The organism is Actinopolymorpha sp. B9G3, from assembly GCF_040120725.1.
Taxonomy (GTDB): Bacteria; Actinomycetota; Actinomycetes; order Propionibacteriales; family Actinopolymorphaceae; genus Thermasporomyces.
The window spans coordinates 133,475-159,087 of the sequence record NZ_JBEEAB010000013.1 but is presented as its reverse complement, the minus strand read 5'-3'; the positions used below and the strand labels follow the sequence as shown (position 1 = coordinate 159,087).

General features: G+C 70.0%; 26 protein-coding genes and 1 pseudogene. 7 read left to right on the top strand and 20 right to left on the bottom strand.

Annotated elements, in window-relative coordinates; all coding sequences use genetic code 11:
* Positions 1 to 13: 13 nt before the first annotated feature.
* The 5 genes from ABNF93_RS22325 to ABNF93_RS22305 form a co-directional block, all read right to left on the bottom strand.
* Entirely contained in the window at positions 14 to 1,378 is a 1,365-nt protein-coding gene (locus tag ABNF93_RS22325) for an NADH-quinone oxidoreductase subunit D (RefSeq protein WP_349330082.1), read from the bottom strand.
* Positions 1,378 to 2,121 carry an NADH-quinone oxidoreductase subunit C gene (locus tag ABNF93_RS22320; RefSeq protein WP_349330081.1) on the bottom strand — a complete coding sequence of 248 codons (744 nt, stop codon included), beginning with the start codon at positions 2,119 to 2,121 and terminating at the stop codon, positions 1,378 to 1,380. Before ABNF93_RS22320 ends, ABNF93_RS22325 begins: the two co-directional genes overlap by 1 nt.
* A complete protein-coding gene (locus ABNF93_RS22315; protein WP_349330080.1) occupies positions 2,118 to 2,672 on the bottom strand; it encodes a NuoB/complex I 20 kDa subunit family protein in 555 nt (184 codons plus the stop codon). Before ABNF93_RS22315 ends, ABNF93_RS22320 begins: the two co-directional genes overlap by 4 nt.
* A 59-nt stretch (positions 2,673 to 2,731) precedes the next feature.
* Positions 2,732 to 3,094 (bottom strand): NADH-quinone oxidoreductase subunit A, encoded by a 363-nt coding sequence (locus ABNF93_RS22310; RefSeq protein WP_349330079.1) that lies wholly within the window; start codon positions 3,092 to 3,094, stop codon positions 2,732 to 2,734.
* 168 nt (positions 3,095 to 3,262) lie between these two features.
* The gene (locus tag ABNF93_RS22305) at positions 3,263 to 4,546 is read right to left on the bottom strand and encodes a geranylgeranyl reductase family protein (RefSeq protein WP_349330078.1); all 1,284 of its coding nucleotides are present in this window, start codon (positions 4,544 to 4,546) and stop codon (positions 3,263 to 3,265) included.
* A gap of 352 nt (positions 4,547 to 4,898) precedes the next feature.
* Between ABNF93_RS22305 and ABNF93_RS22300 the strand changes: the two genes are divergently transcribed.
* Positions 4,899 to 5,150, top strand: a complete 252-nt coding sequence (locus ABNF93_RS22300) for a hypothetical protein (RefSeq protein ID WP_349330077.1) — start codon at positions 4,899 to 4,901, stop codon at positions 5,148 to 5,150.
* Positions 5,147 to 5,425 (top strand): type II toxin-antitoxin system RelE family toxin, encoded by a 279-nt coding sequence (locus ABNF93_RS22295; protein ID WP_349330076.1) that lies wholly within the window; start codon positions 5,147 to 5,149, stop codon positions 5,423 to 5,425. Before ABNF93_RS22300 ends, ABNF93_RS22295 begins: the two co-directional genes overlap by 4 nt.
* Before the next feature lie 176 nt (positions 5,426 to 5,601).
* Here the strand turns inward: ABNF93_RS22295 and ABNF93_RS22290 are convergent, their stop codons facing one another.
* Complete coding sequence (locus ABNF93_RS22290; RefSeq protein ID WP_349330075.1) at positions 5,602 to 6,297, bottom strand: demethylmenaquinone methyltransferase; 696 nt, start codon at positions 6,295 to 6,297, stop codon at positions 5,602 to 5,604.
* 73 nt (positions 6,298 to 6,370) lie between these two features.
* Here ABNF93_RS22290 and ABNF93_RS22285 point away from each other — a divergent pair, with 73 nt between their 5' ends.
* The 3 genes and pseudogenes from ABNF93_RS22285 (at position 6,371) to ABNF93_RS22275 (ending at position 8,817) form a co-directional block, all read left to right on the top strand.
* Positions 6,371 to 7,663, top strand: coding sequence for an isochorismate synthase (locus ABNF93_RS22285; RefSeq protein WP_349330074.1), 1,293 nt, complete (start codon positions 6,371 to 6,373; stop codon positions 7,661 to 7,663).
* 174 nt (positions 7,664 to 7,837) lie between these two features.
* Positions 7,838 to 8,080 (top strand): annotated as a pseudogene (locus ABNF93_RS34985) (PIG-L family deacetylase); the annotation flags it as partial.
* Between the two features lie 89 nt (positions 8,081 to 8,169).
* Positions 8,170 to 8,817, top strand: a complete 648-nt coding sequence (locus tag ABNF93_RS22275; protein WP_349330072.1) for a PIG-L family deacetylase — start codon at positions 8,170 to 8,172, stop codon at positions 8,815 to 8,817.
* On the opposite strand, the gene ABNF93_RS22270 is transcribed toward ABNF93_RS22275, so the two are convergent.
* From ABNF93_RS22270 to ABNF93_RS22235, 8 genes are all read right to left on the bottom strand, one after another.
* Positions 8,814 to 9,830, bottom strand: coding sequence for a phosphotransferase (locus tag ABNF93_RS22270; protein ID WP_349330071.1), 1,017 nt, complete (start codon positions 9,828 to 9,830; stop codon positions 8,814 to 8,816). The two genes, ABNF93_RS22275 and ABNF93_RS22270, sit on opposite strands and share 4 nt — an antisense overlap.
* A gap of 77 nt (positions 9,831 to 9,907) precedes the next feature.
* Positions 9,908 to 10,237, bottom strand: coding sequence for a nucleoside triphosphate pyrophosphohydrolase family protein (locus tag ABNF93_RS22265; protein WP_349330070.1), 330 nt, complete (start codon positions 10,235 to 10,237; stop codon positions 9,908 to 9,910).
* Between the two features lie 34 nt (positions 10,238 to 10,271).
* Complete coding sequence (locus ABNF93_RS22260; protein WP_349330069.1) at positions 10,272 to 11,981, bottom strand: hypothetical protein; 1,710 nt, start codon at positions 11,979 to 11,981, stop codon at positions 10,272 to 10,274.
* Positions 11,982 to 12,135: 154 nt separating this feature from the next.
* Entirely contained in the window at positions 12,136 to 12,819 is a 684-nt protein-coding gene (gene trhA / locus ABNF93_RS22255; protein WP_349330068.1) for a PAQR family membrane homeostasis protein TrhA, read from the bottom strand.
* Between the two features lie 160 nt (positions 12,820 to 12,979).
* Positions 12,980 to 14,677, bottom strand: a complete 1,698-nt coding sequence (locus ABNF93_RS22250; protein WP_349330067.1) for an ABC-F family ATP-binding cassette domain-containing protein — start codon at positions 14,675 to 14,677, stop codon at positions 12,980 to 12,982.
* A gap of 310 nt (positions 14,678 to 14,987) precedes the next feature.
* Complete coding sequence (locus tag ABNF93_RS22245) at positions 14,988 to 15,902, bottom strand: GNAT family N-acetyltransferase (protein ID WP_349330066.1); 915 nt, start codon at positions 15,900 to 15,902, stop codon at positions 14,988 to 14,990.
* A gap of 117 nt (positions 15,903 to 16,019) precedes the next feature.
* Positions 16,020 to 17,792 (bottom strand): 2-succinyl-5-enolpyruvyl-6-hydroxy-3-cyclohexene-1-carboxylic-acid synthase, encoded by a 1,773-nt coding sequence (menD, locus tag ABNF93_RS22240; RefSeq protein ID WP_349330065.1) that lies wholly within the window; start codon positions 17,790 to 17,792, stop codon positions 16,020 to 16,022.
* Positions 17,789 to 18,751 carry an o-succinylbenzoate synthase gene (locus ABNF93_RS22235; RefSeq protein WP_349330064.1) on the bottom strand — a complete coding sequence of 321 codons (963 nt, stop codon included), beginning with the start codon at positions 18,749 to 18,751 and terminating at the stop codon, positions 17,789 to 17,791. Before ABNF93_RS22235 ends, menD begins: the two co-directional genes overlap by 4 nt.
* A 97-nt stretch (positions 18,752 to 18,848) precedes the next feature.
* Here ABNF93_RS22235 and ABNF93_RS22230 point away from each other — a divergent pair, with 97 nt between their 5' ends.
* Positions 18,849 to 20,048 carry an AMP-binding protein gene (locus ABNF93_RS22230; RefSeq protein WP_349330063.1) on the top strand — a complete coding sequence of 400 codons (1,200 nt, stop codon included), beginning with the start codon at positions 18,849 to 18,851 and terminating at the stop codon, positions 20,046 to 20,048.
* Between the two features lie 106 nt (positions 20,049 to 20,154).
* Here the strand turns inward: ABNF93_RS22230 and ABNF93_RS22225 are convergent, their stop codons facing one another.
* The 4 genes from ABNF93_RS22225 to ABNF93_RS22210 are packed head-to-tail and all read right to left on the bottom strand — an operon-like array spanning position 20,155 to position 22,637.
* Positions 20,155 to 20,589, bottom strand: coding sequence for a type II toxin-antitoxin system VapC family toxin (locus ABNF93_RS22225; protein WP_349330062.1), 435 nt, complete (start codon positions 20,587 to 20,589; stop codon positions 20,155 to 20,157).
* Entirely contained in the window at positions 20,586 to 20,846 is a 261-nt protein-coding gene (locus tag ABNF93_RS22220; protein ID WP_349330061.1) for a hypothetical protein, read from the bottom strand. The genes ABNF93_RS22225 and ABNF93_RS22220 overlap by 4 nt, the downstream gene beginning before the upstream one ends.
* Positions 20,847 to 20,898: 52 nt before the next feature.
* Positions 20,899 to 21,762: an arylamine N-acetyltransferase family protein gene (locus tag ABNF93_RS22215; protein WP_349330060.1), complete on the bottom strand. Its 864-nt coding sequence runs from the start codon at positions 21,760 to 21,762 to the stop codon at positions 20,899 to 20,901.
* Positions 21,759 to 22,637 carry a GNAT family N-acetyltransferase gene (locus ABNF93_RS22210; protein ID WP_349330059.1) on the bottom strand — a complete coding sequence of 293 codons (879 nt, stop codon included), beginning with the start codon at positions 22,635 to 22,637 and terminating at the stop codon, positions 21,759 to 21,761. The genes ABNF93_RS22215 and ABNF93_RS22210 overlap by 4 nt, the downstream gene beginning before the upstream one ends.
* A gap of 102 nt (positions 22,638 to 22,739) precedes the next feature.
* Between ABNF93_RS22210 and ABNF93_RS22205 the strand changes: the two genes are divergently transcribed.
* A complete protein-coding gene (locus ABNF93_RS22205; protein ID WP_349330058.1) occupies positions 22,740 to 23,624 on the top strand; it encodes a 1,4-dihydroxy-2-naphthoate polyprenyltransferase in 885 nt (294 codons plus the stop codon).
* A gap of 174 nt (positions 23,625 to 23,798) precedes the next feature.
* Here the strand turns inward: ABNF93_RS22205 and ABNF93_RS22200 are convergent, their stop codons facing one another.
* Positions 23,799 to 24,023: a hypothetical protein gene (locus ABNF93_RS22200; protein WP_349330057.1), complete on the bottom strand. Its 225-nt coding sequence runs from the start codon at positions 24,021 to 24,023 to the stop codon at positions 23,799 to 23,801.
* A 185-nt stretch (positions 24,024 to 24,208) separates the two neighbouring features.
* Positions 24,209 to 25,312 carry an L-cysteine desulfhydrase Cds1 gene (gene cds1, locus ABNF93_RS22195; protein WP_349330056.1) on the bottom strand — a complete coding sequence of 368 codons (1,104 nt, stop codon included), beginning with the start codon at positions 25,310 to 25,312 and terminating at the stop codon, positions 24,209 to 24,211.
* Between the last annotated feature and the right edge of the window lie 301 nt (positions 25,313 to 25,613).

Here is a 25,613-nt window from a genome sequence, read left to right as displayed (position 1 = left end):
GTGGTCTCGGCGCTCACCGGTCCACACCACCCATCACCGGGTCGATGCTCGCCACCGCGACGATGACGTCGGCGACCATGCCGCCCTCGCACATCGCCGCCGTGGCCTGCAGGTTGACGAACGACGGGTCACGGAAGTGGGCTCGGAACGGCCGCGTGCCGCCGTCGGAGACCACATGGCAGGCCAGCTCACCGCGCGGGCTCTCGACCGCGAAGTACGCCTGACCCGCCGGCACCCGGAACCCCTCCGTCACGAGCTTGAAGTGGTGGATGAGCGCCTCCATCGACTCGCCCATGATGTGCTTGATGTGGTCGAGGGAGTTGCCGAGGCCGTCCGGCCCGAGCGCGAGCTGGCTCGGCCAGGCGATCTTCTTGTCGGCCACCATCACCGGGCCTGGCGTCTTCTCCAGCCGGTCGGTCGCCTGCTCGATGATCTTCAGACTCTCTTCCATCTCCTGCAGGCGGATCCGGAACCGGCCGTAGGAGTCGGCGGTGTCCCACGTCGCGACCTCGAAGTCGTAGGTCTCGTAACCCCAGTACGGCTGGGTCTTGCGCAGGTCCCACGGGTAGCCCGTCGCCCGAAGCGGCGGACCGCTGATACCTAGGGCCAGGCAGCCGGTGAGGTCGAGGTGCCCGACATCGCAGAGCCGGCCCTTGAAGATCGGGTTCTCGTTGCAGAGTTCGGCGTACTCCTTGAGGTGTTTCTTGAACCACGCGATCAGCTCGCGGAGCTTCTCGATCGCATTGTCCGGCAGGTCCTGGGAGACGCCGCCGACCCGGATGTAGCCGTGGTTCATCCGCAGGCCGGTGATCAGCTCGAAGATGTCGAGCACCTTCTCGCGCTCGCGGAAGCCGATCGTCATCACCGTCAGCGCGCCGATCTCCATGCCGCCGGTGGCGATCGCGACCAGGTGCGAGGAGATCCGGTTGAGCTCCATCATCAGCACCCGGATGGTCTGCGCCCGCTCCGGCACGTCGTCGGTGATGCCGAGGAGCTTCTCGACCGCGCCGACGTACGCCGCCTCGTTGTAGAACGGCGAGAGGTAGTCCATCCGGGTGCAGAACGTGACCCCCTGGGTCCAGTTCCGGTACTCCATGTTCTTCTCGATGCCGGTGTGGAGGTAGCCGATGCCGCACCGGGCATCGGTCACCGTCTCGCCGTCGAGCTCGAGGATCAGTCGGAGCACCCCGTGGGTCGAGGGGTGCTGCGGACCCATGTTGACGACGACCCGCTCGTCGGCGGCCTCGGCGGCACCTGCGACGACCGAGTCCCAGTCCTGACCGGTGACTGTGAAGACCTGGCCCTCGGTGGTGTCGCGGACGCTGGCGTAGGGGTCCTGCCGCGCCTCGTCGTGCGTACGGTCCTGTTGCGTGGTCATCAGGTGTATGCCCTCCGTTCGTCCGGAGGCGGAATGGTCGCGCCCTTGTACTCGACCGGGATGCCGCCGAGCGGGTAGTCCTTGCGCTGCGGGTGGCCCGGCCAGTCGTCCGGCATCTGAATCCTTGTCAGGCCGGGATGGCCGTCGAAGACGATGCCGAAGAAGTCGTACGCCTCGCGCTCGTGCCAGTCGGCCGTCGGGTAGACCTCGACCACCGACGGGATGTGGGGGTCGGCGTCGGGGCAGGCCACCTCGAGCCGGATCCGCCGGTTGTGGGTCATCGACAGCAGGTGGTAGACCGCGTGCAGCTCCCGGTCCTTGTCGCCCGGGTAGTGCACGCCCGAGACCCCGCTGCAGAACTCGTAGCGCAGGGCGGGGTCGTCGCGAAGATTGCGTACGACCTCGACGATGTGCTGGCGGCGGACGTAGAACGTGATCTCGCCACGGTCGACCACGACCTTCTCGATCGCCTCGTCGAAGCTCGGAGCGCCCTCGTCACCCAGCACCTCGGCCAGGCGGCCGGCCACCTCGTCGAACCAGCCACCGTAGGGCGGGACAGTGCCGCCGGGAAGGGCGACGGTGCGGACCAGCCGGCCGTAACCGGAGGTGTCGCCGCTGCCCCGCACACCGAAGGCGCCGCGCCGGACGCCGAGGATCTCCGGCGGCGCCGGCTCGTGCTTCTCCGGCAGCCGGTCGTCGGCTGTCTCGTCCGGAACCTGGTCCGGTGTCTCAGCGCCACTCATCGGAGCAGCCCCTTCATCTCCGAGGTGGGCGCGCTCTCCAGCGAGAGGCGCTCCTGCTCGGCGAGCAGTGCCTGCTTGTTGACGCCGAGCTTCTCGTTCTGGATCTTCTTGTGCAGCTTGAGGATCGCGTCGAGGAGCATCTCCGGCCGCGGTGGGCAGCCCGGCAGGTAGATGTCGACCGGGACCACGTGGTCGACGCCCTGCACGATCGCGTAGTTGTTGAACATGCCGCCGCTGGAGGCGCAGACGCCCATCGACAGCACCCATTTGGGGTCACCCATCTGGTCATAGATCTGGCGCAGCACCGGGGCCATCTTCTGGCTCACCCGGCCGGCGACGATCATCAGGTCGGCCTGCCGCGGCGAGGCGCGGAACACCTCCATGCCGAACCGTGCCGTGTCATAGACCGGGCCACCGGTGGTCATCATCTCCATCGCACAGCACGCCAGCCCGAATGTCGCGGGCCACAGCGACGCCTTGCGGAAGTACCCGACAAGACCCTCCACCGTGGTGAGGAGTAGCCCTGAGGGCAGCTTTTCTTCGATGCCCATGTGCGATCAACAGCTCTCTTCCGAACGACTGGATCTGGCTGGCAGACGACGGCTCACGGTCAGTCCCATTCGAGACCTCCGCGCCGCCAGACATAGGCGTACGCCACGAACACGGTCACGATGAACAGCACCATCTCGACGAGACCGAAGATCGCCATCTGGTCGAAGGCGACCGCCCACGGAAACAGGAAGATGATCTCGATGTCGAAGATGATGAACAGCATCGCGGTGATGTAGTACTTCACCGGGAAACGGCCACCGCCGGCCGGCTGCGGTGTGGGCTCGATCCCACACTCGTAGGAGTCGACCTTCGCGCGGTTGTAGCGCTTCGGACCCATGACGGATCCGGCCACCGCGGAGACGACCGCGAAGCCGCCGCCGAGTAGCAGCAGCACGAGAATCGGCACGTAGAGGTTGTTCACGCCGGCCCGCTCCCCTTTCTCGCCGTGCTGTGATGTGCCCGCACACAGGTGTGTGGCGCCCACCGACGCGGCGGCGTTGGCGCGACGCCCGCGCGCACGCCGCGCCGGCTGCCGAGCTCAGACCGGCTCGCCATCCTAGGGCCCCCATCTCTCATGCGTACCCACCCCCTAGGCCGCGGGTGTGAGTTTGCACATCGCGTTGATGATCCGGTCGTGTGCGTCGCCGCCCCGTGGATCGGTCAGGTTCGCCAGCAGCTTGATCGTGAAGCGCATCAGGAGCGGGCGTGGCAGACCGTGCCGGGTGGCGATCTTCATCACCTGCGGATTCCCGATCGCCTTCACGAACAGCCGGCCGAGTGTGTAGTACCCGCCGTACCGTGCTTTCAGCGCCTTCGGATAGGCCGCGAGGACCCGCTCCCGGTGCGGACCCGCCGGCCGTGCGAGCGCCTGGGCGATGACGTCGGCGGCCAGCTCGCCGGACTCCATCGCGTAGGCGATCCCCTCACCGTTGAAGGGATTCACCATCCCGCCGGCGTCGCCGACGAGCAGCAGGCCGGCGGAGTAGTGCGGCTGGCGGTTGAAGCCCATCGGAAGCGCCGCGCCGCGTACCGGGCCGACCTGGTTGTCCTCGACGAAGCCCCACTCCTCGGGCATCCCGGAGAGCCATGCCCTGAGCAGGGCGCGGTAGTCGGCGCTCTTGAATCCGGTGCTGGTGTTGAGCAGGCCAAGCCCGACGTTGCTGGTGCCGTCGCCCATGCCGAACACCCAGCCGTAGCCGGGCAACAGGTTGCTCTGGTTGGGCGTACCGTCCCAGAGCTCCAGCCACGACTCGAGCCAGTCGTCGTCGTGGCGGGGACTGGTGAAGTACGTACGCACCGCGACGCCCATCGGGCGGTCCTCGCGGCGCTGCCGGCCCACCGCGACCGAGAGGCGCGAGGAGTTGCCGTCGGCCGCGATGACGAGCGGCGCGCGGTAGGTCGTCTCCGTCTCGGCGCCGTGCGGCTTGGCGGTGACGCCGGCGATCCGGCCGGTGTGCTCGTCGACCACGGGCCCCGTCACCGCGGTGCGTTCGTGGAGGCGGGCACCGGCCTTCTGCGCCTGCCGGGCGAGAAGCTCGTCGAAGTCGGTGCGCTTGCGGACGAGCCCGTTGGTGGGGTGCTCGGCCAGGTCCGGCCAGGGCAGCTCGAGTCGCATGCCGCCGCCGTAGATACGCAGGCCGTGGTTGTGCAGCCAGCCGGCTTCAGGCGAGGTGTCGATACCCATCTTGACCAGCTGGGTGACGGCACGAGGGGTGAGCCCGTCGCCGCAGACCTTCTCGCGCGGGAAGGCGGTCTTCTCGAGGAGCAGTACGTCGAGCCCGGTGCGCGCCAGGTGATAGGCGGTCGTGGCACCGGCTGGTCCTGCTCCGACGACGATGACATCCGCGTCGTCGTCGATGCTCTGGCGGCTCATCATTCCTCGTACCTGGTGAGGAGTTTGTCCGGAACCCCGTGGGTGACGCCCCTTTGCGAACTTGTGAATGCCTTCACGAGTCCACGCAACGCACAGTCTACGGCGTGGCCGGGGGCGGCAACCGGCGCCCCCGCAGGCGGGGACATGCGTGCTGACCTGGCGATTTACGTGACGTCGACCTTGCTAAAACGATCGGCGGCGCTGGGCCGCGAAATGATCACGCATGCGTGATCATTCCCAACGATGCGCGGTAAAGATGTCGCGCATCGTTGGGAATTGCCGGGTGAGGTCAGGACCGAGCCTCAAGGCGTGCCATCAGAACGGTGCAGATTGATACCATCACGCTATGGCCATGACGCTACGACTCCCGCCCGAGTTGGAAGACGAGCTTCGCGTCGCCGCAGAAGAGGATCGACGCAGCCTGCACCAGACAGTGCTGCTCGCGATCGAGACCTGGCTGGCCCTTCGCGAGACCGAGGAGATCAAGGCCGACCCTGACACGTTGCGCGCTCTTGCCGAAGCACGCGAGGAGGTCAGGAAGGGTGAGGTTGTCCACGGTGTCGATGCCGTTCGCGCCCTGCTCAAACAGCGCCGGGCGTCGTGAGCCAGGCCTACGACCTGGCTGTCACCTCACGCGCCCGCCGCGCCCTGACCGACGGACTTCCCCACGCTGTGGCGACGGCTGCCGTGGAATTCATCACCGGGCCGTTGGTGGAGAACCCGCAACGCGTCGGCAAGCCCCTTCGCGAACAACTCGCGGGCATCTGCAGCGCCCGACTGGGCCGGGAATGGCGCGTCCTGTACGAGATCGACGAGGCGAAGCACACCGTGACCGTGCTCGACATCCGCCACCGGGCAAGCGCCTATCGCCCTCGCTGACGTGACCACCCAGGTTGTTGGAGCTTCACCGGCATCTGTGCCGACATCTGCGCCGACGAACCTCCAACAACCCGGGTGGGTGGGTCGTCGTACCTGCTCACCGTCCAAGATCATCAGCGGGAAGTGGGCGATCGATCCACGTCGCGCTGACCCACCTCCCACCGATGATCTTCGTGTCAGGGGCGGCGGGCGCGGTGGAGGGCGACGATGCCGCCACTGAGGTTGCGCCACTCCACACCCGCCCAGCCGGCCGCGGCGAAGGTCTGCGCCAGATCCGCCTGCGCCGGCCAGGCCCGGATCGACTCGGCGAGGTAGACGTAGGACTCCGGATCCGACGACACCCTGCGGGCGAGCGCCGGCACGGCCCGCATGAGGTACTCGAGATAGACCGTACGAAAGGGCCTCCACACCGGCTGGCTGAACTCGCACACCACCAGCCGGCCACCCGGACGGGTCACGCGGAGCATCTCCCGCAGCCCGCCCTTCACGTCGACGACATTGCGCAGCCCGAACGACATCGTGACCGCGTCGAAGCTGGCATCCGCGAACGGCAGCCGGACCGCGTCACCGACCACGAACGGCAGGTCCGGCCGGGCGCGTTTGCCCGTCGCCGACATCCCCCACGAGAAGTCGCAGGGGACGACGAGCGCGGCACCGGCCCGGCCCAGCGGTTCACTCGACGTACCCGTCCCCGCGGCGAGGTCGAGCACCCTCTCGCCCGGCCGCGGATCAACGGCGCGCGTGACCGCCCGTCGCCAGAGCCGGTCCTGACCGAGGGAAAGGATGTCGTTCGTCACGTCGTACCGCTCGGCCACGTCGTCGAACATCGCCGCCACGTCACGGGGGGATTTAGCCAGAGATGCGCGAGCCACGTGTCCAACCTCTCACGACCTCCTGGGGGCGAGCGCGACGCCTGTGCCGATCGACCTTCTACGCTGTGGAGCCGTGACGCAATCGCCGGTTCTCCGCGAAGACAACGCCGCCGACGCCGTTCCACGGCTCGTCGTGCGTACGACCGAGATCCACGATCGGGTCGATCTGCTGCAGACCCTGGCCACGACCGAGGCGACCGCGTGGGTGCGGCGGGGCGCCGGGTTCGTGGGGCACGGCGAGGCGGTCCGGCTCGACGTCTCCGGCCCCGACCGGTTCGAGGTGGCGGTGCGCTGGTGGTCGGCGGTGGTGGGGACTGCCGCCGTGCGCGACGAGGTGGGCGTGCCGGGCACGGGCCTGGTGGCGTTCGGGTCCTTTGCGTTCGCGGACGAGCCTGGCCAGTCCTCGCTGGTCGTTCCGCGGGTCCTCCTCGGCCGCCGCAACGGCCGGACCTGGCTCACGACGGTGACCGTCGAGCCGGCCCTTCCTGGCGTACCGTCGCTGGACACCCTGGGCACTGCGGTTCCGCCACCACGCCCGCCGCGCGATGTGGCCTTCGCCGACGGTGCGCTCACCGGCACCGAGTGGGTGGGCGCGGTCGCCGACGCCGTCCGCCGGATCGGTGCGCACGAACTCGACAAAGTAGTTCTCGCCCGCGATCTTCTGGCCGTCGCCGGGGAGCCACTCGACCTGCGGTGGCCTTTGCGCCGGCTGGCCGAGCGCTATCCCGCGTGTTGGACCTACGCCGTACGCGGGCTGATCGGCGCGACACCCGAGCTGCTCGTGCGCCTGGACAACGGCCTGGTCACCTCGCGGGTGCTGGCCGGCACGATCCGGCGAAGCGACGACGACGCGCACGACCTGGCGTTGGCGGCGTCCCTGGCCCGGTCGAGCAAGGATCTGGAGGAGCACGAGTACGCCGTTCGGTCGGTGGCTGACGCGCTCGCGCCACACTGTTCGAGTGTCAACGTGCCCGAGTCGCCGTTCGTCCTGCACCTGCCGAACGTCATGCACCTCGCGACCGATCTCGCCGGCGTCCTCACCGACTCCTCGACGTCGCTGCAGCTCGCCGCCGCGCTCCATCCGTCGGCGGCGGTGTGCGGTACGCCGACGCCGGTGGCGCTGCGGCTGATCGCCGAGCTCGAACGCATGGACCGCGGACGCTACGCGGGTCCCGTCGGGTGGATGGACGCGACCGGGAACGGCGAGTGGGGCATCGCCTTGCGGTGCGCCCAGCTGGATCCGGACGACCCGACCCGGCTGCGCCTCTACGCCGGCTGCGGCATCGTGGCCGACTCCGTACCCGAAGCCGAACTCGCCGAGGCCCAAGCCAAGCTGGTCCCCATCCGCGACGCCCTCGACTCGTGATCATGATCGTGACGATGAAGCTTTTCGGGTTCTATGGCCCCTCTTGCTTTCACGACCCGGTCTCGCTTCATGATCACGGCAGTGCCGTGGTCAGCTGCACGATCATGGAAGTGCCGGGCTCAGCTTCATGACCACCAGGCCTGAGGTCGCGGCCATCCCGGACGCGGCCGACGCATGACGGCGAGACCAAAGGCGACCGGGGCTCGAGGAGTTCCGCTGCCGCGCGGGCGGGAGACCCGAGTGCTCGGTGTGTTCGCGCATCCCGATGACGAGACGTTCTTCGCCGGCGCGACGCTGGCGGCGTACGCAGCGGCCGGCTGCACAGTGCGCCTTGTGTCGCTCACCGCGGGCGAAGCGGGCATCGTCGGCGTCGCGGCCGCACGCGCCGCCGCCGGCGAGCCGGATCAGGTCGCGATCGACGCCGCCGCGGACCGAGGTGCCGCGCGATACGCACACGCCTGCCAAGCCCTGGGAGTCAAGGACTCTGGCGTCATCGGCGGTCGGCGATGGCGGGACCTCGGGCCCGTGCCGGTGCCGGGTTCCCGGGCGGGCCCGTTGGCGGCTTCGTCGGCAGAGCCCTTGACGGGTACGCCGGCGGAGCCGTCGACGGTGCGTTGGCGGAGGCCGGCGCGATCGCCGCGATCGTCGCCTGCGTCAAGCAGACCTTGGCAGAGGTCTCACCCGACGTCGTTCTCACCGTTTCCGACGACGGCGTGACGGGCCACCCCGACCACATCACCTGTCACCGAGCAGTCCGCCAGGCGCTCGGCCTGTTCGCGGCGGAGGGCCGCAAGATTCCGTTGACACTGGGTGGATGCGTACGCACGAAGGATGTTCGGGCCGCGTGGGAACGCCTGGCGCTGCTGACGCCGACCCGCCCACTCGGCGAGGGCGGGATCCGTGGCTGCGCGAGGGAGGAGGACCTCGTGGCACTCCAGTTCACCGAGCCCTCCGTCCAGGCGAAGCGAACCGCGCTTGACACGTACGCACCCGGACTCGGAACGCAGCCCCTCGACGCGCTCGTCGCGGGCCAGACATCGGTCGGCGACGGCGTACTCCTCCGCGCGATCGCCGAGGTGGCCGGGATGGACCGCGAGTTCTTCCAGCCTCTTGTTCATGGGCGAGGCTCCGCCCAGACGACGGTCAGGAGCTAGCTCGCGAACGCGTCACGCACGTCGTCGGCGTGGTGCTCCCACCACGACAGGAGCGCCGATTCGGAGAAGAAGAAGCGATCGCACCGCAGGTCGCCGAGCTCGTAGTGCCGGCTGAGTTGCCACAGTGCGCAGAGCTGGTTCCACCACCAGCGGTGCACCGCGTCGGCGAACGCAACCGCGTCCACCGGTTCCACCGCGCGATACCCACGCACGAACGCCGCCACCCGATCCAGGTCGACGCAGTGCCCGTCAGCGTGGGAGAAGATGTAGACCGCGGCGCGGACCACCTCGCTGGGAAGGACGCCCACCCTCATCCGGTCCCAGTCCAGGACGGCCGAGACACGACCACCATCCCAGAGCACGTTGTACTGCTGGAAGTCGCCGTGGATCCACCCTGCCGGTCCGACGCGCGCAGCGTCATCCGGCCGGCGGCACACCTGTGCCTCGATCGAGGCGCGGCGGGTCAGGAGGAGACCGCGCGCACGTTCGTCGAAGTCGTCACCTTCGCCGCGCGACCGCCGGCCATCGATGAGGGCGACGTATCGGTCGATGGCCTCGCACACCACGCCCGGATCCTTCGTGTCCGCCAGCACGAGCGGCGGGGCGGCGGGCAGGACGGACGCAAGCAGGACGTGGACGTCACCGAGCACCCGCCCCAATGCCTCGCACCGCGCCAGGTCCAGCTCACTGCCTGCGCGGTGAACCCCAGCGGCCCAGGCCGAGACGGCGAACAGGCCGGCCGGGTGTTCCAGCAGTGTGTCGCCGTCGGCCAGGGCGGCCGGGCCCGGGACTGGAAAGCCCTTGGCGGCAAGGGCGGAGGTGGCCGCGTGGTGGCGCCTCGCCTGGTCGGCTCCGACGTCGAGCAGTTGCTTGACCGCGTACACACCCGCCGGCGTGCTTACCCGCCAGTTCCGGTTCATCGTGCCAGTCGTCACGGGTTCGACGGTCGACAGCTCACCCAACCCGAAGGCGGTCACCACGTCGGCGAGGATCCCGCGCTCGCGATCGCTCACAGCGTGGCCGTCGCCCGTCAGCGCTCCCACACGGTCGTCTTCACCCCTCAGTGCTCCCCCACCTTGGCCGCTGCCCGTCAGCGCTCGCACCCACTCGGGTCCTCTCCCACGACTCGGTTCAGGGTGCCGGTGCGTTCATCGCGTTCGTACCTACGACGGGCATTGATGGCGAGCTTGCGTTCCACCTCCGCGCCCAGGTCGACTCCGGTCATCCGGGCGAGCGACAGGAGATAGAGGGCGACGTCGGCGAGTTCCTCTCCGAGATGGGGCTCCTTGCGCCGCCAGGCGTCGAACGCCTCGGCGACCTCCCCCTGGAGCAGACAGAATTCCAGCGGTACGTCGGTGACGTTGAACCCCTTGGCCACCTTGTTGTCCCACACGCGCTGTTGTGCTGTCGCGAACTCCACGGTGGCTCCTCGCACGCTGACGGACAGGTCGCCGTCACGGTAACGGACCAGACGTCGAGGAGGTACGAACGGACGGGAGCGCGCTCGAGCTCCCCGGCCCGCAAGCACGGCCGCCCACCGCGTTCCGGCGAGCGCACAGAAACGGTCGGGCGAGGACAAGACTGCCCACCGTCATACCGATACCGAGATAGACCGGTGCCAGGTGCCAGAGGTCGGTGTAGCCGATCAGCCAGTGCACGATGACCGCGGGAGCGAACCCGGCCGTCCCGGCGCACGCCAGCGACCACCACACCCAGGACTCCCCGCGCCGCCAACCCCAGAGGGTCAACGCCGTGATCGCCAGAGCCGCCGCCATCAGCGCCCCGCCGAAGCCGGCCCGGTCGTGCGCGATGAACGGCATCAGGCGGGGATTCTCACCGTGGAGAGCGTGGGCATCGGTGAGGAGGAACTGCAGGTCGGTGGGGACGAACACCGTGGTGAGACCCACGACCGACACCGTGGCGCCGCCGACGAAGAGCCCGAATCCGGTGACGATCAGGAGGAGCTGTCCGACGAGCGCCCGGCGCCGAAGCCGCTCGGGACCGTCCGGATGCAGCCTCCATCTGGGTTCCGGCGGGCGCCGCCAGGTCGCGAGCAGGAACATCGGGAACAGCACCACGGTGACGGCCGTGTGCAGCGGCTCCACGAATCCGAACGCCAGGAAGTAGAACAACGTGGGGAACCCGACCAGACCTGAGGCGAGGTAGGCGTTGCGGGCCCACGGCCAGCCCTTGCGGATGCCGCCCGCGGCAAGGCCCACGTACAACGCTCCGATCGCCACCATCGTGCCGGCCATGGTGATCCGGTCGTGCTGGAGGAACGACACCAGGTGGTGGTTGATGGCATGCAGGTGCGTACGGTCCGCGCCGAGAAAGTCGCGGTCGTACCACAGCAGCACCGGGCCGAGCGTGATCGCCGCCGCGCCGAGCCCGGCGCCGATCATGCCCATCCCGACGAGCAGGCCCCACCACCAGGCCGGCCACCGCCGAGGATCGAGCGGGATGTCGCGCAGCCCAGGAGCCGGCCGGGTGGAGGTCGCCGCCTCGATCACCCGCTGGAACCAGCCAGGCCCGGCGGCGAGGAGGACAGCGGGCGTGGCGAGCACTGTCGTCGTCCGGTCCGCCAGCGCCTCGACGGCGGCCGGGATGGACGGATCGGCGAGATGGCGCACCTCGGGGTCATCACCGGTCCGGACGTCGCCGATGCCCGCGTCCACGGTCCCGACGTCCACGGCGCCCACGTCGCCGATGCCCACGTCCACGGTCCCGACGTCCACGATGCCGACATCGCCGGTGCAGACGTCTCCGGTGAGGATGCGGTCGACCTGCGGCGCCAGGGCCGACGCGACCTCCGCTTCGGACGTACGCACGAACACTCGACAGCGGTGGGGAGACGTCGCATCCGCCACGGCACGGCGTACCACCGGCAGGTCGTCTGGACCGACCGAGCCGATCTCGATCACGTCCGCGCCCAACACTGGCAGCGCTCTGAGGGCGTCCCGAGCCACTTCTGGTGGGACAACGGCGCCCAGCCGTCCGGCCATGTCCGGCGGTGGCGGCCTGCGGTCGACCATCCTCGCGACCAGCCAGGCGCCACCCGGCAGCGTCGTCAGCGTCGCCAGGCCCCGAAGGGCCGCACGCTGCGACCGCCGCAGTCCCAGTGAGGCGGCGATCGTACGCAGCGGATGGTAGGTCCAGTCCGGCATGGCGCACAGCGTGACACAGGTGGTCAGCCGATGATCAGCGCCCAGACACCAGCGAGCGCGATCCGATCCCGTGTCGGTCGCACCCGTGCGCTCGAGAGCACGCGGTCATGGACGCGTGGACGGGCGCTCGGGTGCCGCGGCAGACGCGTACTCCCTATGCCGCGAAGGTGTAGACCGTCAGCGAGATCCCGACGTAGTGCACGATGAACGCCGCGATCGTGCAGGCGTGGAACACCTCATGGAACCCGAACCAACGCGGCGACGGGTTCGGTTTCTTGGTGGCATAGATGATGGCGCCCGCCGAGTAGAGCAGACCACCCACGACGATCATCGTGACAATCGCGGCGTTGCCGCGGGAGAAGAAGGCCGGCAGCCAGAACGCCGCCGCCCAGCCGAGCGCGACGTAGACGGGTACGTAGAGCCAGCGCGGCGCGCCAAGCCACAGCACCCGGAACGCCACGCCGACCAGCGCGCCGGCCCACACCAGCGTCAGCAGCAGCTGGGCACTCGGGCGGTCCAGCAGCAGCAACGTGAACGGCGTGTAGGTGCCCGCGATGATCAGGAAGATGTTGGCGTGGTCGAGCCGCCGCAGGATCGCGAGAGCGCGCGGCGACCAGTGGCCGCGGTGGTAGAGGGCACTCACCCCGAACAACAGCGCCGCCGTCACCGCGAAGATGGCCGACGCGATCTTCGCCTTGGCCGTCGGCGCGAGCAGCACGATGACGATTCCGGACGCCACCGCCAGCGGGAACGTGCCGGCGTGCAACCACCCGCGAAGCTTGGGTTTGACCGTATGCGCGACGTCGTGGACTGCGCCACTGATGTCGGGCAGGTGCATGCGGGCCTCCTTGCGTTGCGCGCTGATCCTGTCGCTCCTGATCCGGACGCGGCACGCCCAGACAGACCCGTGTCCTACTCCACCCGCGAGCCTGCCTGAACGCCGAGCGTCCGGAGCCACCGGGTCCGTACCGACACTACGGGCCCCAACGAATGTTTACTCACCTGCGTTCCACTGAAACCTGCCCATCCTGGACTCGGACCATATGGGTGGGCGCGATCGTCTCCGCGAGATGCCGGTCGTGGGTGGCGACGAGGAGGGTTCCGTCGTACGCCGTCAACGCCTGTTCCAACTGCTCGACGGCCGGCAGGTCGAGGTGGTTGGTCGGCTCGTCGAGCACGAGCAGGTTGGCCTGCCGGGCCGCGAGAAGCGCGAGGTCGGCGCGGGTCCGCTCGCCGGGCGAGAGTGATCCGGTCTCACGCAGAACGTCGTCGGCCCCCAGACCGAACTTCGCCAGCAGGCTCCGCGCCTCGGTCTCGTCAAGCCCGCCGGCCGCCTGGCGGAATGCGTCGAGCAGGCCGGCATCGGCCGCCACTCCCCGCCGCACCTGGTCGATCTCGCCGACGACCACGCCTCGGCCCAGGCTGCGTTCGCCGATGGTCGGCGCGAGGGTGCCCAGCAGGACGGCGATGAGGGTCGACTTGCCGCCGCCGTTCGGCCCGACGACTAGGAGCCGGTCACCGTAGCGGACGTCGAGGTCGACCGGACCCAGCCGGAACGCGCCCCGCTCGACGACCACGCCCGCGAGTTCAGCCACCCGATCGCCGCTGCGGGTCTGCTGGTCGAGGGTGAGCCGCAGCTCCCACGGCGTCCGCGGTTCCTCGACGACCTCCAGCCGCTCGGCGGCCTTGAGCGCGCGGGCCGCGCCGGCGCCGGTCGCTTGGCTCTTCTGGACGTGAAAGTGCTTGAGGTACTTGTCGTTGTCACGTGGTCGGCGTTGTGCGCTGGCGGCCCCGGCCCGGGCCCACTCCTGTTTCCGGCGCGCCTCGTCGAGCAGGTTGGCACGCTGAGCGGTGTACTTCTCGTATGCCTCCTGGGCCTGGGCGCGGGCGCGTTCGCGTTCTTCGACGTACGCCGCGAACCCACCGCCGTAGAGGTGGCCCTGGCGGGTGAACTCGTCGATCTCCAGGACGTCGGTCGCGATCCGCTCGAGGAACGTCCGGTCATGGGACACGACGACGAGGCCACCCTGCCGGCGGCTCAGGAAGTCCTCGAGCTGGGAAAGGCCGGCCAGGTCGAGGTCGTTGGTGGGCTCGTCGAGGAGGAGTACGTCGAAGCGGGCGAGCAGCACCGACGCCAGCGCCAGCCTCGCCAGCTGCCCGCCGGAGAGGGCGGTGACGGGATCGTCGAACCGGTCGGGGTCGAGCCCGAGTTCGGTGAGGACCGCCGGCGCTCTTGTGTCGAGGTCCGCGGCACCCAGGGCGAGGTAGCGGTCGAGGGCGAGGGCGTACCTGTCGTCGGATCCTCGTTCGCCCGCGGCGAGTGCGGTGGTGGCCGCGGTGAGCTCGGCTTCGGCGTCGGCGACGCCCGTCCGTCGGGCGAGGTAGCGGTGGACGGTTTCGCCCTGGCGCGCGTCCCGCTCCTGGGGAAGGAGGCCGACGGTGGCAGCGGCCGGCTGGCGTACGACCGAACCGGTGTCGGGCGCGAGCTCGCCCGCCATGATCCGCAGCAGGGTCGTCTTGCCGACGCCGTTGGGTCCGACAACAGCGACCCGGGCGCCGGGTGCGATCGTGGCGGAGATGGCGTCAAGGACGAGTTGCGGTCCAAGGTGCAGCTGAATATCGCGTACGGCGAGAGAGGACATGCGGAGCGACTCCGGAAGGCGACGCGGCCGGATCGACGCGATGGTCTGGTACACGCGGATCCGAGCCAGGGCTGAGGCGGCCAGGCGTCGGCGGACTTCCTGTCAAGCCACCTGCGTGCGGCCGCAGGGGTTCTCCCGGAGTGCGGGAGACGGACAGGTGCCCGCGTCGCTCAGTCATCCATCGGTCGGAGGGCCTCCGTTGTCGGTGAGTCAGCCTCGCCAAGCCTAGCCTGCCCCACTCACGAACCGCCGCCTGTCCCGTGATCATGATCGTGATCATGAGGGGTTTTTCGTACGTATGCGCCGATTTTCCTTCATGATCATGGCCGCCGCGTGGATGAACGGATGGCAGACCAGGGCCTGTCTATCGATCGCCGAAGCGGTAGTTGGTCACGTCACAGACCGGGCGATAGCCGACCGCGGCGTAGATCTTGTTCGACGTGGGGTTGGCGAGGTCGGTGTAGAGCGAGCACGCAGTCGCGCCGGCGTCGAGCGCGGCCTGGCTGACACCGGCGACGAGTGCACTCGCATAGCCACGACCGCGCTTGTCCGGCGGCGTGTAGACCGGCGCGACCCGGACGACGCCGCCTGCGGGGTTGGTGGCACCGACGTACGACACCGGTTCGCCGCCGTTCTCCCACAGGTATGCACGTCGCTCGCCCACCCGCAGCTCGGCCCGGCGTCGCTCCAGCGCTCGTTCTTCCTCCGAAAGCGGCCCGACCGCGTGTCGCTCCGCCGGACCGGCCTCCGCCGGACCAGCCCCCACCGACCCGGCCTCCACCTCGAGGTGGAACGCCTCTCCCCACGCGGCGATCAGGTCGATGTCCGCCTTGGTCGCGCGGCGCATCGACCCGGTCGGCTGCACCGGCGGGCGTACGACGTCCAGCCGGTAGATGCGCTGCTGCATCCGTACCGTCACGATCTCGTCGGTCCGGCGTTCCCACTCCGTCGCGCAGGCCGTGGCGGTGGCCGACGGCCCGATCACTCCCGACGCGTCGGGGCAGGCCGCCAACAGCGCGTCGACGGCCAACTCCGCAGCGCCAGGCGGCAGCGAGGAGACAGTCACCGCGAACGGAGGCGTACGCATGGCTGCCCCGACGACCGCGCCGGTGTCGTCGAGGACGGTGAGGTAGGTCGCGGGCGCGGGATCGGTCACCGCACCTGACCGCCGGCCGAGGACATTGGTGATGATCACGCTGTTGAGGACCGGATCGGCACTGAGGAACTCGGATGCGGCCGCCCAGAACTCTCCAGGGTCCGATGTCGTCTCGCAGCGCATACGCCGAAGCATGACCTGGGATCGCGGTGTCGATCAACCAGGTTCTTCGTCGGCGGAGCCACCGAAGCCAGCGGAGCCAGCGGAGCCAGCGAGGCGGGCGGAGAGGCGGGGCGGGATTCAGCGGAGGCTGGCGACGGACGTCCGGACGGCCTGGGCGAGGCGGGTGTGCAGGTCGCGGGTCCGGGACCGGTCCGTGCGTACCTCCACGATCCGCAGGCCCCGCGACCGCGACATCGCGGCCTGGAGCTCGCGCCGGGTCCGCACCAGCGTGTACGGCGTGCGCGTCGCGTCGGCGAGCGCCTCCAGGTCCACGCCGTGCGGGGTGCCGAAGACCCGCTCGAACGCATCCGCGTAGGCCGGCTGCCCCTGCTCGAGGGTGGTGAAGATGCCGCCGCCGTCATCGTTCACCACCACGATGGTGAGGTCGGGGCGTGCTTCGTACGACCCTCGCACGAGCGCGTTCGCGTCATGCAGGAACGTCAGGTCCCCCACGATCGCGTACGCGGGTCCGGTCCGGTGCACGAGCGCCGCACCGATCGCCGTCGACAGCGTTCCGTCGATGCCGGCGAGCCCCCGGTTGCCGATCACCTTCCGGTGGTCCCGATGCGCGATCCGGCCTCCCTCGTCCACCAGCCGGTTCGTCCACGGCGCGCCCGCCAGGTCGAGGTCGCGGACCGGGCTGGACGACCCGGCCACCAACAGTCCGCCTCCGGGCACCGCGGCGGCGACGTCGCGGGCCACGTGCAGGCCACTGAAGGCCGGCTCCCGGGCGAGTACCTCCTCCACCGCGACCCGTGCGCACTGGTCGGCGGAGAGCCACGCCGTCAGCCAGTCGTCCGGCTCGCGACGTCCGGCCCCGTCGACGGTGCCTTCGAGGGCGACCGCCGCGCTGACGCGGTACGCCTGGTGGCCAGGATCCGGCCACGCCGGACGCCGGCCGGCCACGACGAGCATCACGTCATCACGGGTGATGAGCTTCGTCACCGCCCGGGAGAGGGTCGGCCAACCGTAGACGACAACGCGCTCGATCGCCTGGTTCAGTGGGGTGCCCGCGTCGAGCAGCAGGCGGTACGGGCCGAGGGCGTTCGGTCCGGAGCGGGCGCCGCTGGTGGGTTCGGCGAGCAGGGGCCACCCGGCGGTCTCGGCGAGCCAGCGGGCCTGGGCGTCGGCGCCGTCACCGGCGACGACGACGGTGCGCGGGCCGCGCTCGAGCCAGGCGATCTGTTCGGTGGCGAGGCGTTCGATCCGGGTCCAACGACCACCGTTCGCCCGCCCTTCCAAAGACTCCGGCCAGTCGGCGACGGCGCCCGGATCGGCCGCAGTCGCATCATCGCCCGGATCCGGGACGAGCGGCTCCCGGAACGCCAGGTTGAGGTGGACCGGCCCCGGGTCGCGGTCGCGAAAGCCGCGGGCGACGGCGAGGGCACGCGCCACGAGCCCGCGCCAGTACGCATTCTGGCCGGGCCGGAGTTCCGGTGCCCCGACCTCGTGGAACATCCGGACCGCCGAGCCGTAGAGCTTCACCTGGTCGGTCGTCTGGTTCGCCCCGACGCCACGCAGCTCCACCGGCCGGTCGGCGGTGAGGACGACCAGCGGAACACCGGAGTGGTGCGCCTCCAGCACCGCCGGATGCAGGTTGGCGGCGGCGGTTCCCGACGTACACACGACGGGCACGGGCCGGCGGCTCACCTTCGCGAGGCCGAGCGCGAGGTAACCGGCCGCCCGCTCGTCGATGCGGACGTGCAGGCGGATCTGCTCCCTGGCGTCGGAGGCGTGGAACGCGAACGCGAGCGGCGCGTTGCGCGAACCCGGTGCCAGCACCGCCTCGCGGACCCCACTGCGCCAGAGCTCGTCGACGAATACCCGAGCGAGCGCGGTGGAGGGGTTCATGCCAGGGCCTCCACGGCGGCCAGCCGGTCGATCCATCGGGCGTGGGTCGTGGCGTCGGCAGCTACGGCTCCGAGTAGGTCAGGATCGGGATCGGTGCGCACGACCGAAAGCGCACCGTCGACCGGTACGAACGAGTCCGCCACCACGTCGGCGCTCAACAGCTGCGTCGTGGCCAGTCCGCAGGCGTACGGGAGATCCGGCAGCGCCGCCGCCAGCGCCACGCCGGTGGCGAGTCCGATCGACGTCTCCAGCGCGCTCGACACCACGACCGGGAGCCCGATCTGCTCGACGATCCGAAGGGCGGCCCGGATCCCTCCTAGCGGCTGCACCTTGAGGACGGCGACGTCGGCGGCGTCCAGTCGGGCTACCCGGTAGGGGTCCTCGGCGCGGCGGATCGACTCGTCGGCGGCGATGGGTACGCCGACCTTCCGGCGTACTTTCGCGAGGTCCTCGACGCTGGCGCACGGCTGCTCGACGTACTCCAGCCCGCGCGCCTCCTTGTCCAGGCGTCCGATCATGGTGACGGCCGTGTCGACATCCCAGGCACCGTTGGCGTCCACGCGGATGTGGCCGTCCGGACCCAGCGCCTCGCGGACAGCCTCGACCCGGGCGAGGTCGTCGTGTTCGGTCTGGCCGGGCTCGGCGACCTTGACCTTCGCGGTCCGGCAGCCGTTGCTGGCGGCCACCACCGCCCGCGCACGGGCGGGATCGACCGCGGGAACCGTGCAGTTGACCGGGATCCGGTCGCGGAGCGGCTTCGGCCAGATGTCGTAGGCCGCCTCACGCGCCGCGCGCAGCCACGGAACGCAGGTCGCGTGGTCGTAGTCCCAGAACGGGCTGAACTCGGCCCAACCTCCCGGGCCCTGGACCAGGAGCCCCTCGCGTACGTCGATTCCGCGGAACGTCGCGCGCATCGCCACCGCGAAGACGTGGATGGCGCCGTCTCCACGGATGATCATGAAACGTACCCTCCGTATCTGTCGCGCATCTGTCGCGCCGGACGGCTCCGCGAAACCTGTGACGGAGTGTCACGGGAGTGGCTCGTAGCCTAGCCCTGTGGCTTCCAAGATCGGATTCCGGCTGGTCGTCGTCGACGAGGCGGGCGATGTGGGCGACGCGGCCCGGAGCGGCGCGTCCGTAACCCACCTGCAGGACGCCCTCGCGGCGGCGCTGGCGGGCGGCGGCCCGGCCGTCGCCCCGGTGTCGGCCGGGGGCGGCGTGGAGCAGATCCGTTCGATGCTTCGTACGGACGAACCCCTCGAACGCGACGACATCGCGGTCGTCCTACCGACGTCGGGTTCCACCGGGGAGCCGAAGGGCGTGCTGCTGCCCGCGTCGGCGTTGTTGCACTCGGCGCGGGCAACGCTGGAGCGGTTGGGTGGTCCAGGTGTGTGGACGCTCGCGTTGCCGGTCAGCCGGATCGCGGGTCTCCAGGTACTGGTGCGGTCGCTGGCCGCGGGGACAATGCCTGTCCCGCTGGTGGGGCGGTTCACGCCGGAGGCCTTCCGTGCTGCGACGGCCGCGCTGCCGGCAGTGGGTTCGGTCCGGCGCTACACCGCGTTGGTGCCGACCCAGCTGGTACGCCTGCTCGACGCGGGGCCCGTGGCGGTCGACGCGCTCCGGACCTACGACGCGGTCCTCCTCGGCGGTGCGGCGAGTGCGCCTGCCCTGCTGCAGCGGGCGCGGGACGCTGGGGTGCGGGTGGTGACGACGTACGGGATGACCGAGACCTGCGGCGGCTGCGTCTATGACGGGCGCCCGCTCGACGGTGTGCGGGTCGACCTCTCGCTGGCGGCTGGGGGACATGGGCGGGTGCGGATCGGCGGACCGGTGGTGTTCGCGGGCTACCGGCTGCGTCCCGACCTCACGGCCGCGGCTCTGGCCGACGGCTGGCACGTGAGCGATGACCTGGGCCGGTGGGGCGGTGACGGCCGGCTCGAGATTCTCGGCCGGCTCGACGACGTGGTGGTCTCGGGCGGTGTCAACGTGCCCTTGCTCGCGGTCGAGCGGGCGGTCGCGTCCGTGCCCGGCATCGCCGAGGTCGCCGCGGTCGGGCTGCCGGATCCCGAGTGGGGTACGCGGGTGGTGGCGTACGTCGTCCTGCGTCCCGGCGCCACGCCTCCCTCGCTCGCCGACGTCCGGGCCGTGGTGGCGGCGAGGCATCCCCGGGCGTACGCCCCTCGCGAGGTCATCGTCGTCGACGCTCTCCCCCTGCTCCCGTCCGGGAAGCTCGACCGCGCCGCCCTGCTCCCGTGATCGTGATCGTGAAGGTCTTTCGGCACATGGGCCCCGTTTTCCTTCATGATCATGGAACGTTTCCTGGCGACGCGGCCTCACATGCGTCACGGGCGGCCGGCGCGGGTCACCTGTCCCGCAACGGGTCCCGCCACCGCAGCCCTGAGAATCTGCTGAAATCCGCATCGCGGGAGCACAGCTCGAAGCCGTGCTCGATGGCGAGCGCGGCAAGGTGTGCATCGGAAACGAGGTTTCCACCAGTTCCCAGGTCGTCGAGCAGACCACGCAGGATGGTGGCGTGCCGCGAGCCGGGCTGCGGAATGACCACGTTCTCCCGCTGGAGCCAACCATCGACCAGGTCCATCGCCGTCTCGACCGGGAGCGGGTGTGCGAACACCTGCGGCTTCGTGACAAGTCGTACGAATCCCAGCAGGACGAGCCACGGTAACCCCAGGACGTCGGCACCGTTGAGCTCTGCCCCCAGCCAGTGGCGAGCGCGCTCATGCTGCGGCGACGCCTTGTCGATCGCATAGATCAACACGTTGATGTCGACGAGCTTCATTTGCGTAGCTCGAGCTTGGCGAAAATCGCCTCGTCTTCGAGGTCGGAAGCGAGGGCTCCTGCCTTGTCGAGGTTGATCCCAGGTCGGACCTCGAGGGCGAAGGACGGCAGCTCGTAGGGCTCCTGCGAGCGCTGTCGCGGAGCAAGCCCACGACGCACGGCAGCATTGACCGCTTCCTTGAACGAAATGCCATGCTCCCGGGCGAATTGTCGCAGTCCGGCCGCGACGTCGTCGTCCAGAGTGACCGTCGTACGCATGCCAGCATCATAGCTGTCGGCGTTGTGCTGTCATGATGACCGCGATGCGGCATCACTGGCGGCCGGCGCGGTCCCATGCCTCGTGGGCCGTTCGCACCCGCGTCCACAACGCACGCCGCACGTCCTCGTCGACGTCGGACAGCCGAAGCCCGAACTCCTCGTGCAGCAGCGCCGTCCACTCCCGCTCCTTCACGACATCCCGGCTCGACCGCCCGCCGGCATCGGCCCGGGTCAGTACGCAACCCCGCAGCGTCAGCGCATGTTCAGCCCACCGACGTTGGACGACGAGCTTCTGGACGAACGACGACTCCGGCGACGTCGACAGGTACCGGTGCATCGCCGCGAAGGCCCCGAGCGGAACCGGCGTCACGTCGAAGTCGAACCCCGCGATCGACGCGTGCGGATCATGGTGGAACCGCCAGAACGGCCCACCCACCTGCTCGAGCCGGTACGCGAACGGCCCCTGCACCAGCGGGCCTCCCGCCACCAGCGGGATGGGGTCGCGGTATCCGTCCCCGAGGCCGACGTCGGGGATCCACGTCTCGGAGCCGATCCTGACCAGGAGCACCATGTGCGCGCCCCACGCCGGTGGGTCCACGCTCGGGTCGATGGGCGCGCCTCGCGCCAACGCGACGTCGAACCCCAGGCTCAGCAGGAGGGCCGCGAAGGAACCGTTCAGGTGGTAGCAGTAGCCGCCTCGTCCGGTGACGATCCGATTCGCCGACTCCCGCGGGTCGATCGTCGTCGGCCGGCCGAGCTGGATCTCGAGGTTCTCGTACGGCACCCGGTCGAGCTGCGCGTGGTGCAGCCGCCGGAGCAGCGCGGACGAGGGTGGTCCGGGCAGCTCACCGGCTGCGAAGCCGAGGTGGCGCAGGTAGCGGTCGCGGAGATCGACGTCGAACGCCTGGAGTTTCACGTGCCCGAGCCTGTCATACACGCCTGGTCGCTGATCCTCTCGGCGACGGGGGCGCGGTCGCCTCGGATGACGCTGTGACCGGACACCACACCGGCCGCGGCGAGGGATCGCCAGCTCAGACCGCATTGGCGATACAGCCGCACCGCTGGCGCGTTCTCGGCGGCGACCATCAGGGCGGCCCTGCCGTGCTCGGCGACGAGGGTGTCGAGCACCAGTCGGAACGCAGCGGCCGCGTATCCCTGCCCCTGCAGCTGCGTACGCACGACGACTCCGGCGATGTAGCCCACGTCCGGCGCCGACCACGCATCGGCCGCGACAGCGGCGAGGATGCCGTCGGACGGGACCGCACCCGCCCATCGGCGTACCCCCGCGAGCCCCGGTCGGGCGTACGAGCCCGGATAGGTCTCGGCCAGGAGTTCGGCGACCGGTGCGGACCACGACCAGTCGAGCCACCGCGCGACCTCGGCCGGTTGCCGGCTGCCGCCCGCCGTCCGGATCGCCGGGCGGTCGGTCTCCATCCAGCCGAACGTACGAAGGAGAGCGAGCTCGTCGATCCGGTCGGCGACCGCGGCCACGAGATCCTTCGAACCGATCAGCCGGAACGTCGTGCCGACCTCAGCCAGTACGTCACGGACGAGCGGGGCCACCTGGTCGGCCGGGCCGTGGATCGCGAGCCGGTCCCGGCAGGAAAGGAAGGGGGCCGCGACCGCGACGGCGTCACCGCGCCGCCAGGCACGCACCCGCCGCACGCCGTGACCTGGCCGTCGACCTGGCCGTCCCGGTGGCAGGCCCTGGCTCGCCCACAGCAGCAGTCCGTCGCCTGAACAACTGCGCCGGAGTTCGGCCATCGAGGTGATCTCGTGCGACATCTGCATGAACATACCTTATTCGACAATTTCATGCAGGCAGCGGATCTCGACCAGCGCTCTCTGACCCGGGAGGGGCGAGGCACAGATCGGCTGAGAGACTCGCTCCTCGTGGCGACCCCCGCTCAGTGGTTCGAAGGCGCACGACTGCGTACCCTCCCGGCATCCGTCGCGCCAGTCCTCGTCGGCTCCGGAGCGGCCGCGGCTGCGGGTTCGTTCGTTGCCTGGAAGGCGGTTCTCGCCCTGGCGGTGGCGCTCGCCCTGCAGGTCGGCTCGAATTACGCGAACGACTACTCCGACGGGATCCGCGGCACCGACGACCACCGGGTCGGCCCACAACGCCTCGTCGGCTCCGGAGCGGCGGCACCGGCTGCGGTCAAGGCAGCGGCGTACGCCTGCTTCGCGGTGGCGGCAGTCTGCGGACTCGTACTCGCCCTCACGACCGCGTGGTGGCTCCTCGCCCTCGGCGCGGTGGCGATCGGGGCGGCGTGGTTCTACACCGGCGGCCGACGCCCGTACGGCTACCACGCGCTCGGCGAGGTCAGCGTCTTCGTGTTCTTCGGGCTGATGGCGGTGGTCGGCACGGCGTACGTCCAAACGCTCCGCGTCACCTGGCCGGCGGTCGGCGGAGCGATCGCGATCGGGTCACTCACGTGCGCGATCCTGGTCGCGAACAACCTGCGCGACATCCCGACCGACGCCGCGAGCGGGAAACGCACGCTCGCGGTGGTGCTCGGTGACCGCCGGACCCGACTGCTGTACGCCGGCCTGCACGTCGTGGCGTACGCCGTCGTCGTCGTTCTCGCGCTCACCACGACACCGTGGGCACTTCTCGCCCTGCTGGCGCTGGGACTGGCGCGGCGGCCCCTCCGTCAGGTCCTCCGCGGGACCAGCGGGCGGGACCTGGTGGCAGTCCTGCGTGACACCGGTCTCGCCGAACTCGTCTTCGCCCTCCTGCTCACCCTGGCTCTCGCCCTGTCCGCCAACACCCCGTGATCATGATCGTGATCATGAAGGATTTGCGTACGTAGAGCCCAAGACATAGATGTCACCGATCTCAAGACACAAGAGATGCGCGCATGGGCCCGATTTCTTCATGATCATGGGCGTCGGAACAGGGAGGCAGCCCCGCGCGGAAGGCGCAGCTCCCGCCGTTGAGACGATGCAGGCTCAGTCGCGCTCCGTCGGGTCGTGAGTGGTCGCGCTGGTCCCCATCTCGTCCGCAGCGTCGGTCTCCTCGTCGGCGTGGGTGACGGCCCGATGCTCCTGGAGGCGGCGAACGTACTCCGGATTGATCTGTTCGCGGTCGATCTCGCGCGGATCCTCGCCGGGGGTCGCGTCCTCCTTCGTCCACCTGTCGGTGCCTTCGGGGTCGTGACGGGGATTGTCGTTCATAAACGATCGGTACCCCGAGGAGCGCCGGGATAACCGGCGGTGGGGACACCGGAGCGGAGCGTCTGGGAGACCTCGGCGCCGCAACCCGCCCCCGGCGACGCACAGCTGCCCCTGCCCGCCCACCGGAGAGCCCACCCGCACAGCTACCCGACCCGCACAGCTACCCAACCCGCACGGCACATCGCCTACGGCGTCATCCACTCGCCCGTGGCGCCGAACCTCTCCAAGACCTTGGCGTACGGCTCGAGGTCGAGGCCCTGCCGCGCCACCCACGAGTCGTCGTAGTACGTGTGCGCGTAGCGGTCCCCGCCGTCGCAGATCAGCGTCACCACACTGCCGCGGTCCCCGTCCCGGAGCATCCGCGCGACCAGCGCCAGCGCGCCCCACAGGTTCGTGCCCGTCGACCCGCCCGCCCGCCGCCCCGTCACCGCCGCGAGATACCGCATCGCCGCAAGCGACGCCGCGTCGGGTACCCGCATCATCGTGTCCACCACATCGGCCACGAACGAGGATTCCACTCGCGGCCGCCCGATCCCCTCGATCCGCGACCCCTCCGCCGTGCACGACGGGTCGTCCTCACACCAGCCGCGGAAGAACGCCGAGCCGTCCGGGTCGACGACGCAGACCTGGGTGGCGTAGCGGCGATACCGCACGTACCGCCCGATCGTCGCGCTCGTGCCACCCGTGCCCGCCCCGACGACGATCCACCGAGGGATGGGGTGCGGTTCCGCGCTCAGCTGCTCGAAGATGCTCTCGGCGATGTTGTTGTTGCCCCGCCAGTCGGTGGCGCGTTCGGCGTAGGTGAACTGGTCCATGAAGTGGCCACCGCACTCGTCGGCGAGCCGGCGCGACTCGGCGTCGATCCCGCGCGGGTCGTCGATCAGGTGGCAGCGCCCACCCTGGAACTCGATCAGGGCGATCTTCTCCGGGCTCGTCCACGCCGGCATCACCGCCACGAACGGCAGCCCCAGAAGGCGGGCGAAGTACGCCTCGCTCACGGCGGTCGAGCCGCTCGACGCCTCGATGACGGTCGTCCCCTCCCCGATCCAGCCGCTCGCGAGCGCGTAGAGGAACAGTGACCGCGCCAGCCGGTGCTTGAGGCTGCCGGTGGGATGGACCGACTCGTCCTTGAGATAGAGCTCGATGCCCCACTCCGGCGGCAGCGGGAACACGTGGAGGTGCGTGTCGGCGCTGCGGTTGGCGTCGGCCTCTACCCGGCGGATCGCCTCGGCGACCCAGGCGCGGTCGGGCGTCGGGCGTTTCGCCGTCCGTACGCCGAAACATGACATGTCAGCAGGCTAACCCCGGGGCCGGTGCCCGCCGGGACTCCAGCAAATGACCACGCTGAGCATGCCTGCGGCGCGTCAGCCACGCCGTCGCCACTCCGCCAACCCGCCAACCCGTCGCCACCCCGCCAATCCGTCGAGCCCAGGTGCTCCGGGCCGCTTCCGGAAAGCCCTCGCCCGATTCGTCCGCCCGCAGCCGAGGATGAAGGCGGCGGCTTTCGTACGCACGAGCGTAGGAATGCGACCCGACCCCCTCGAGCGATGGGAGCTCCGGTGGCACGCGGCGACACCTTCCCGGCCGAAT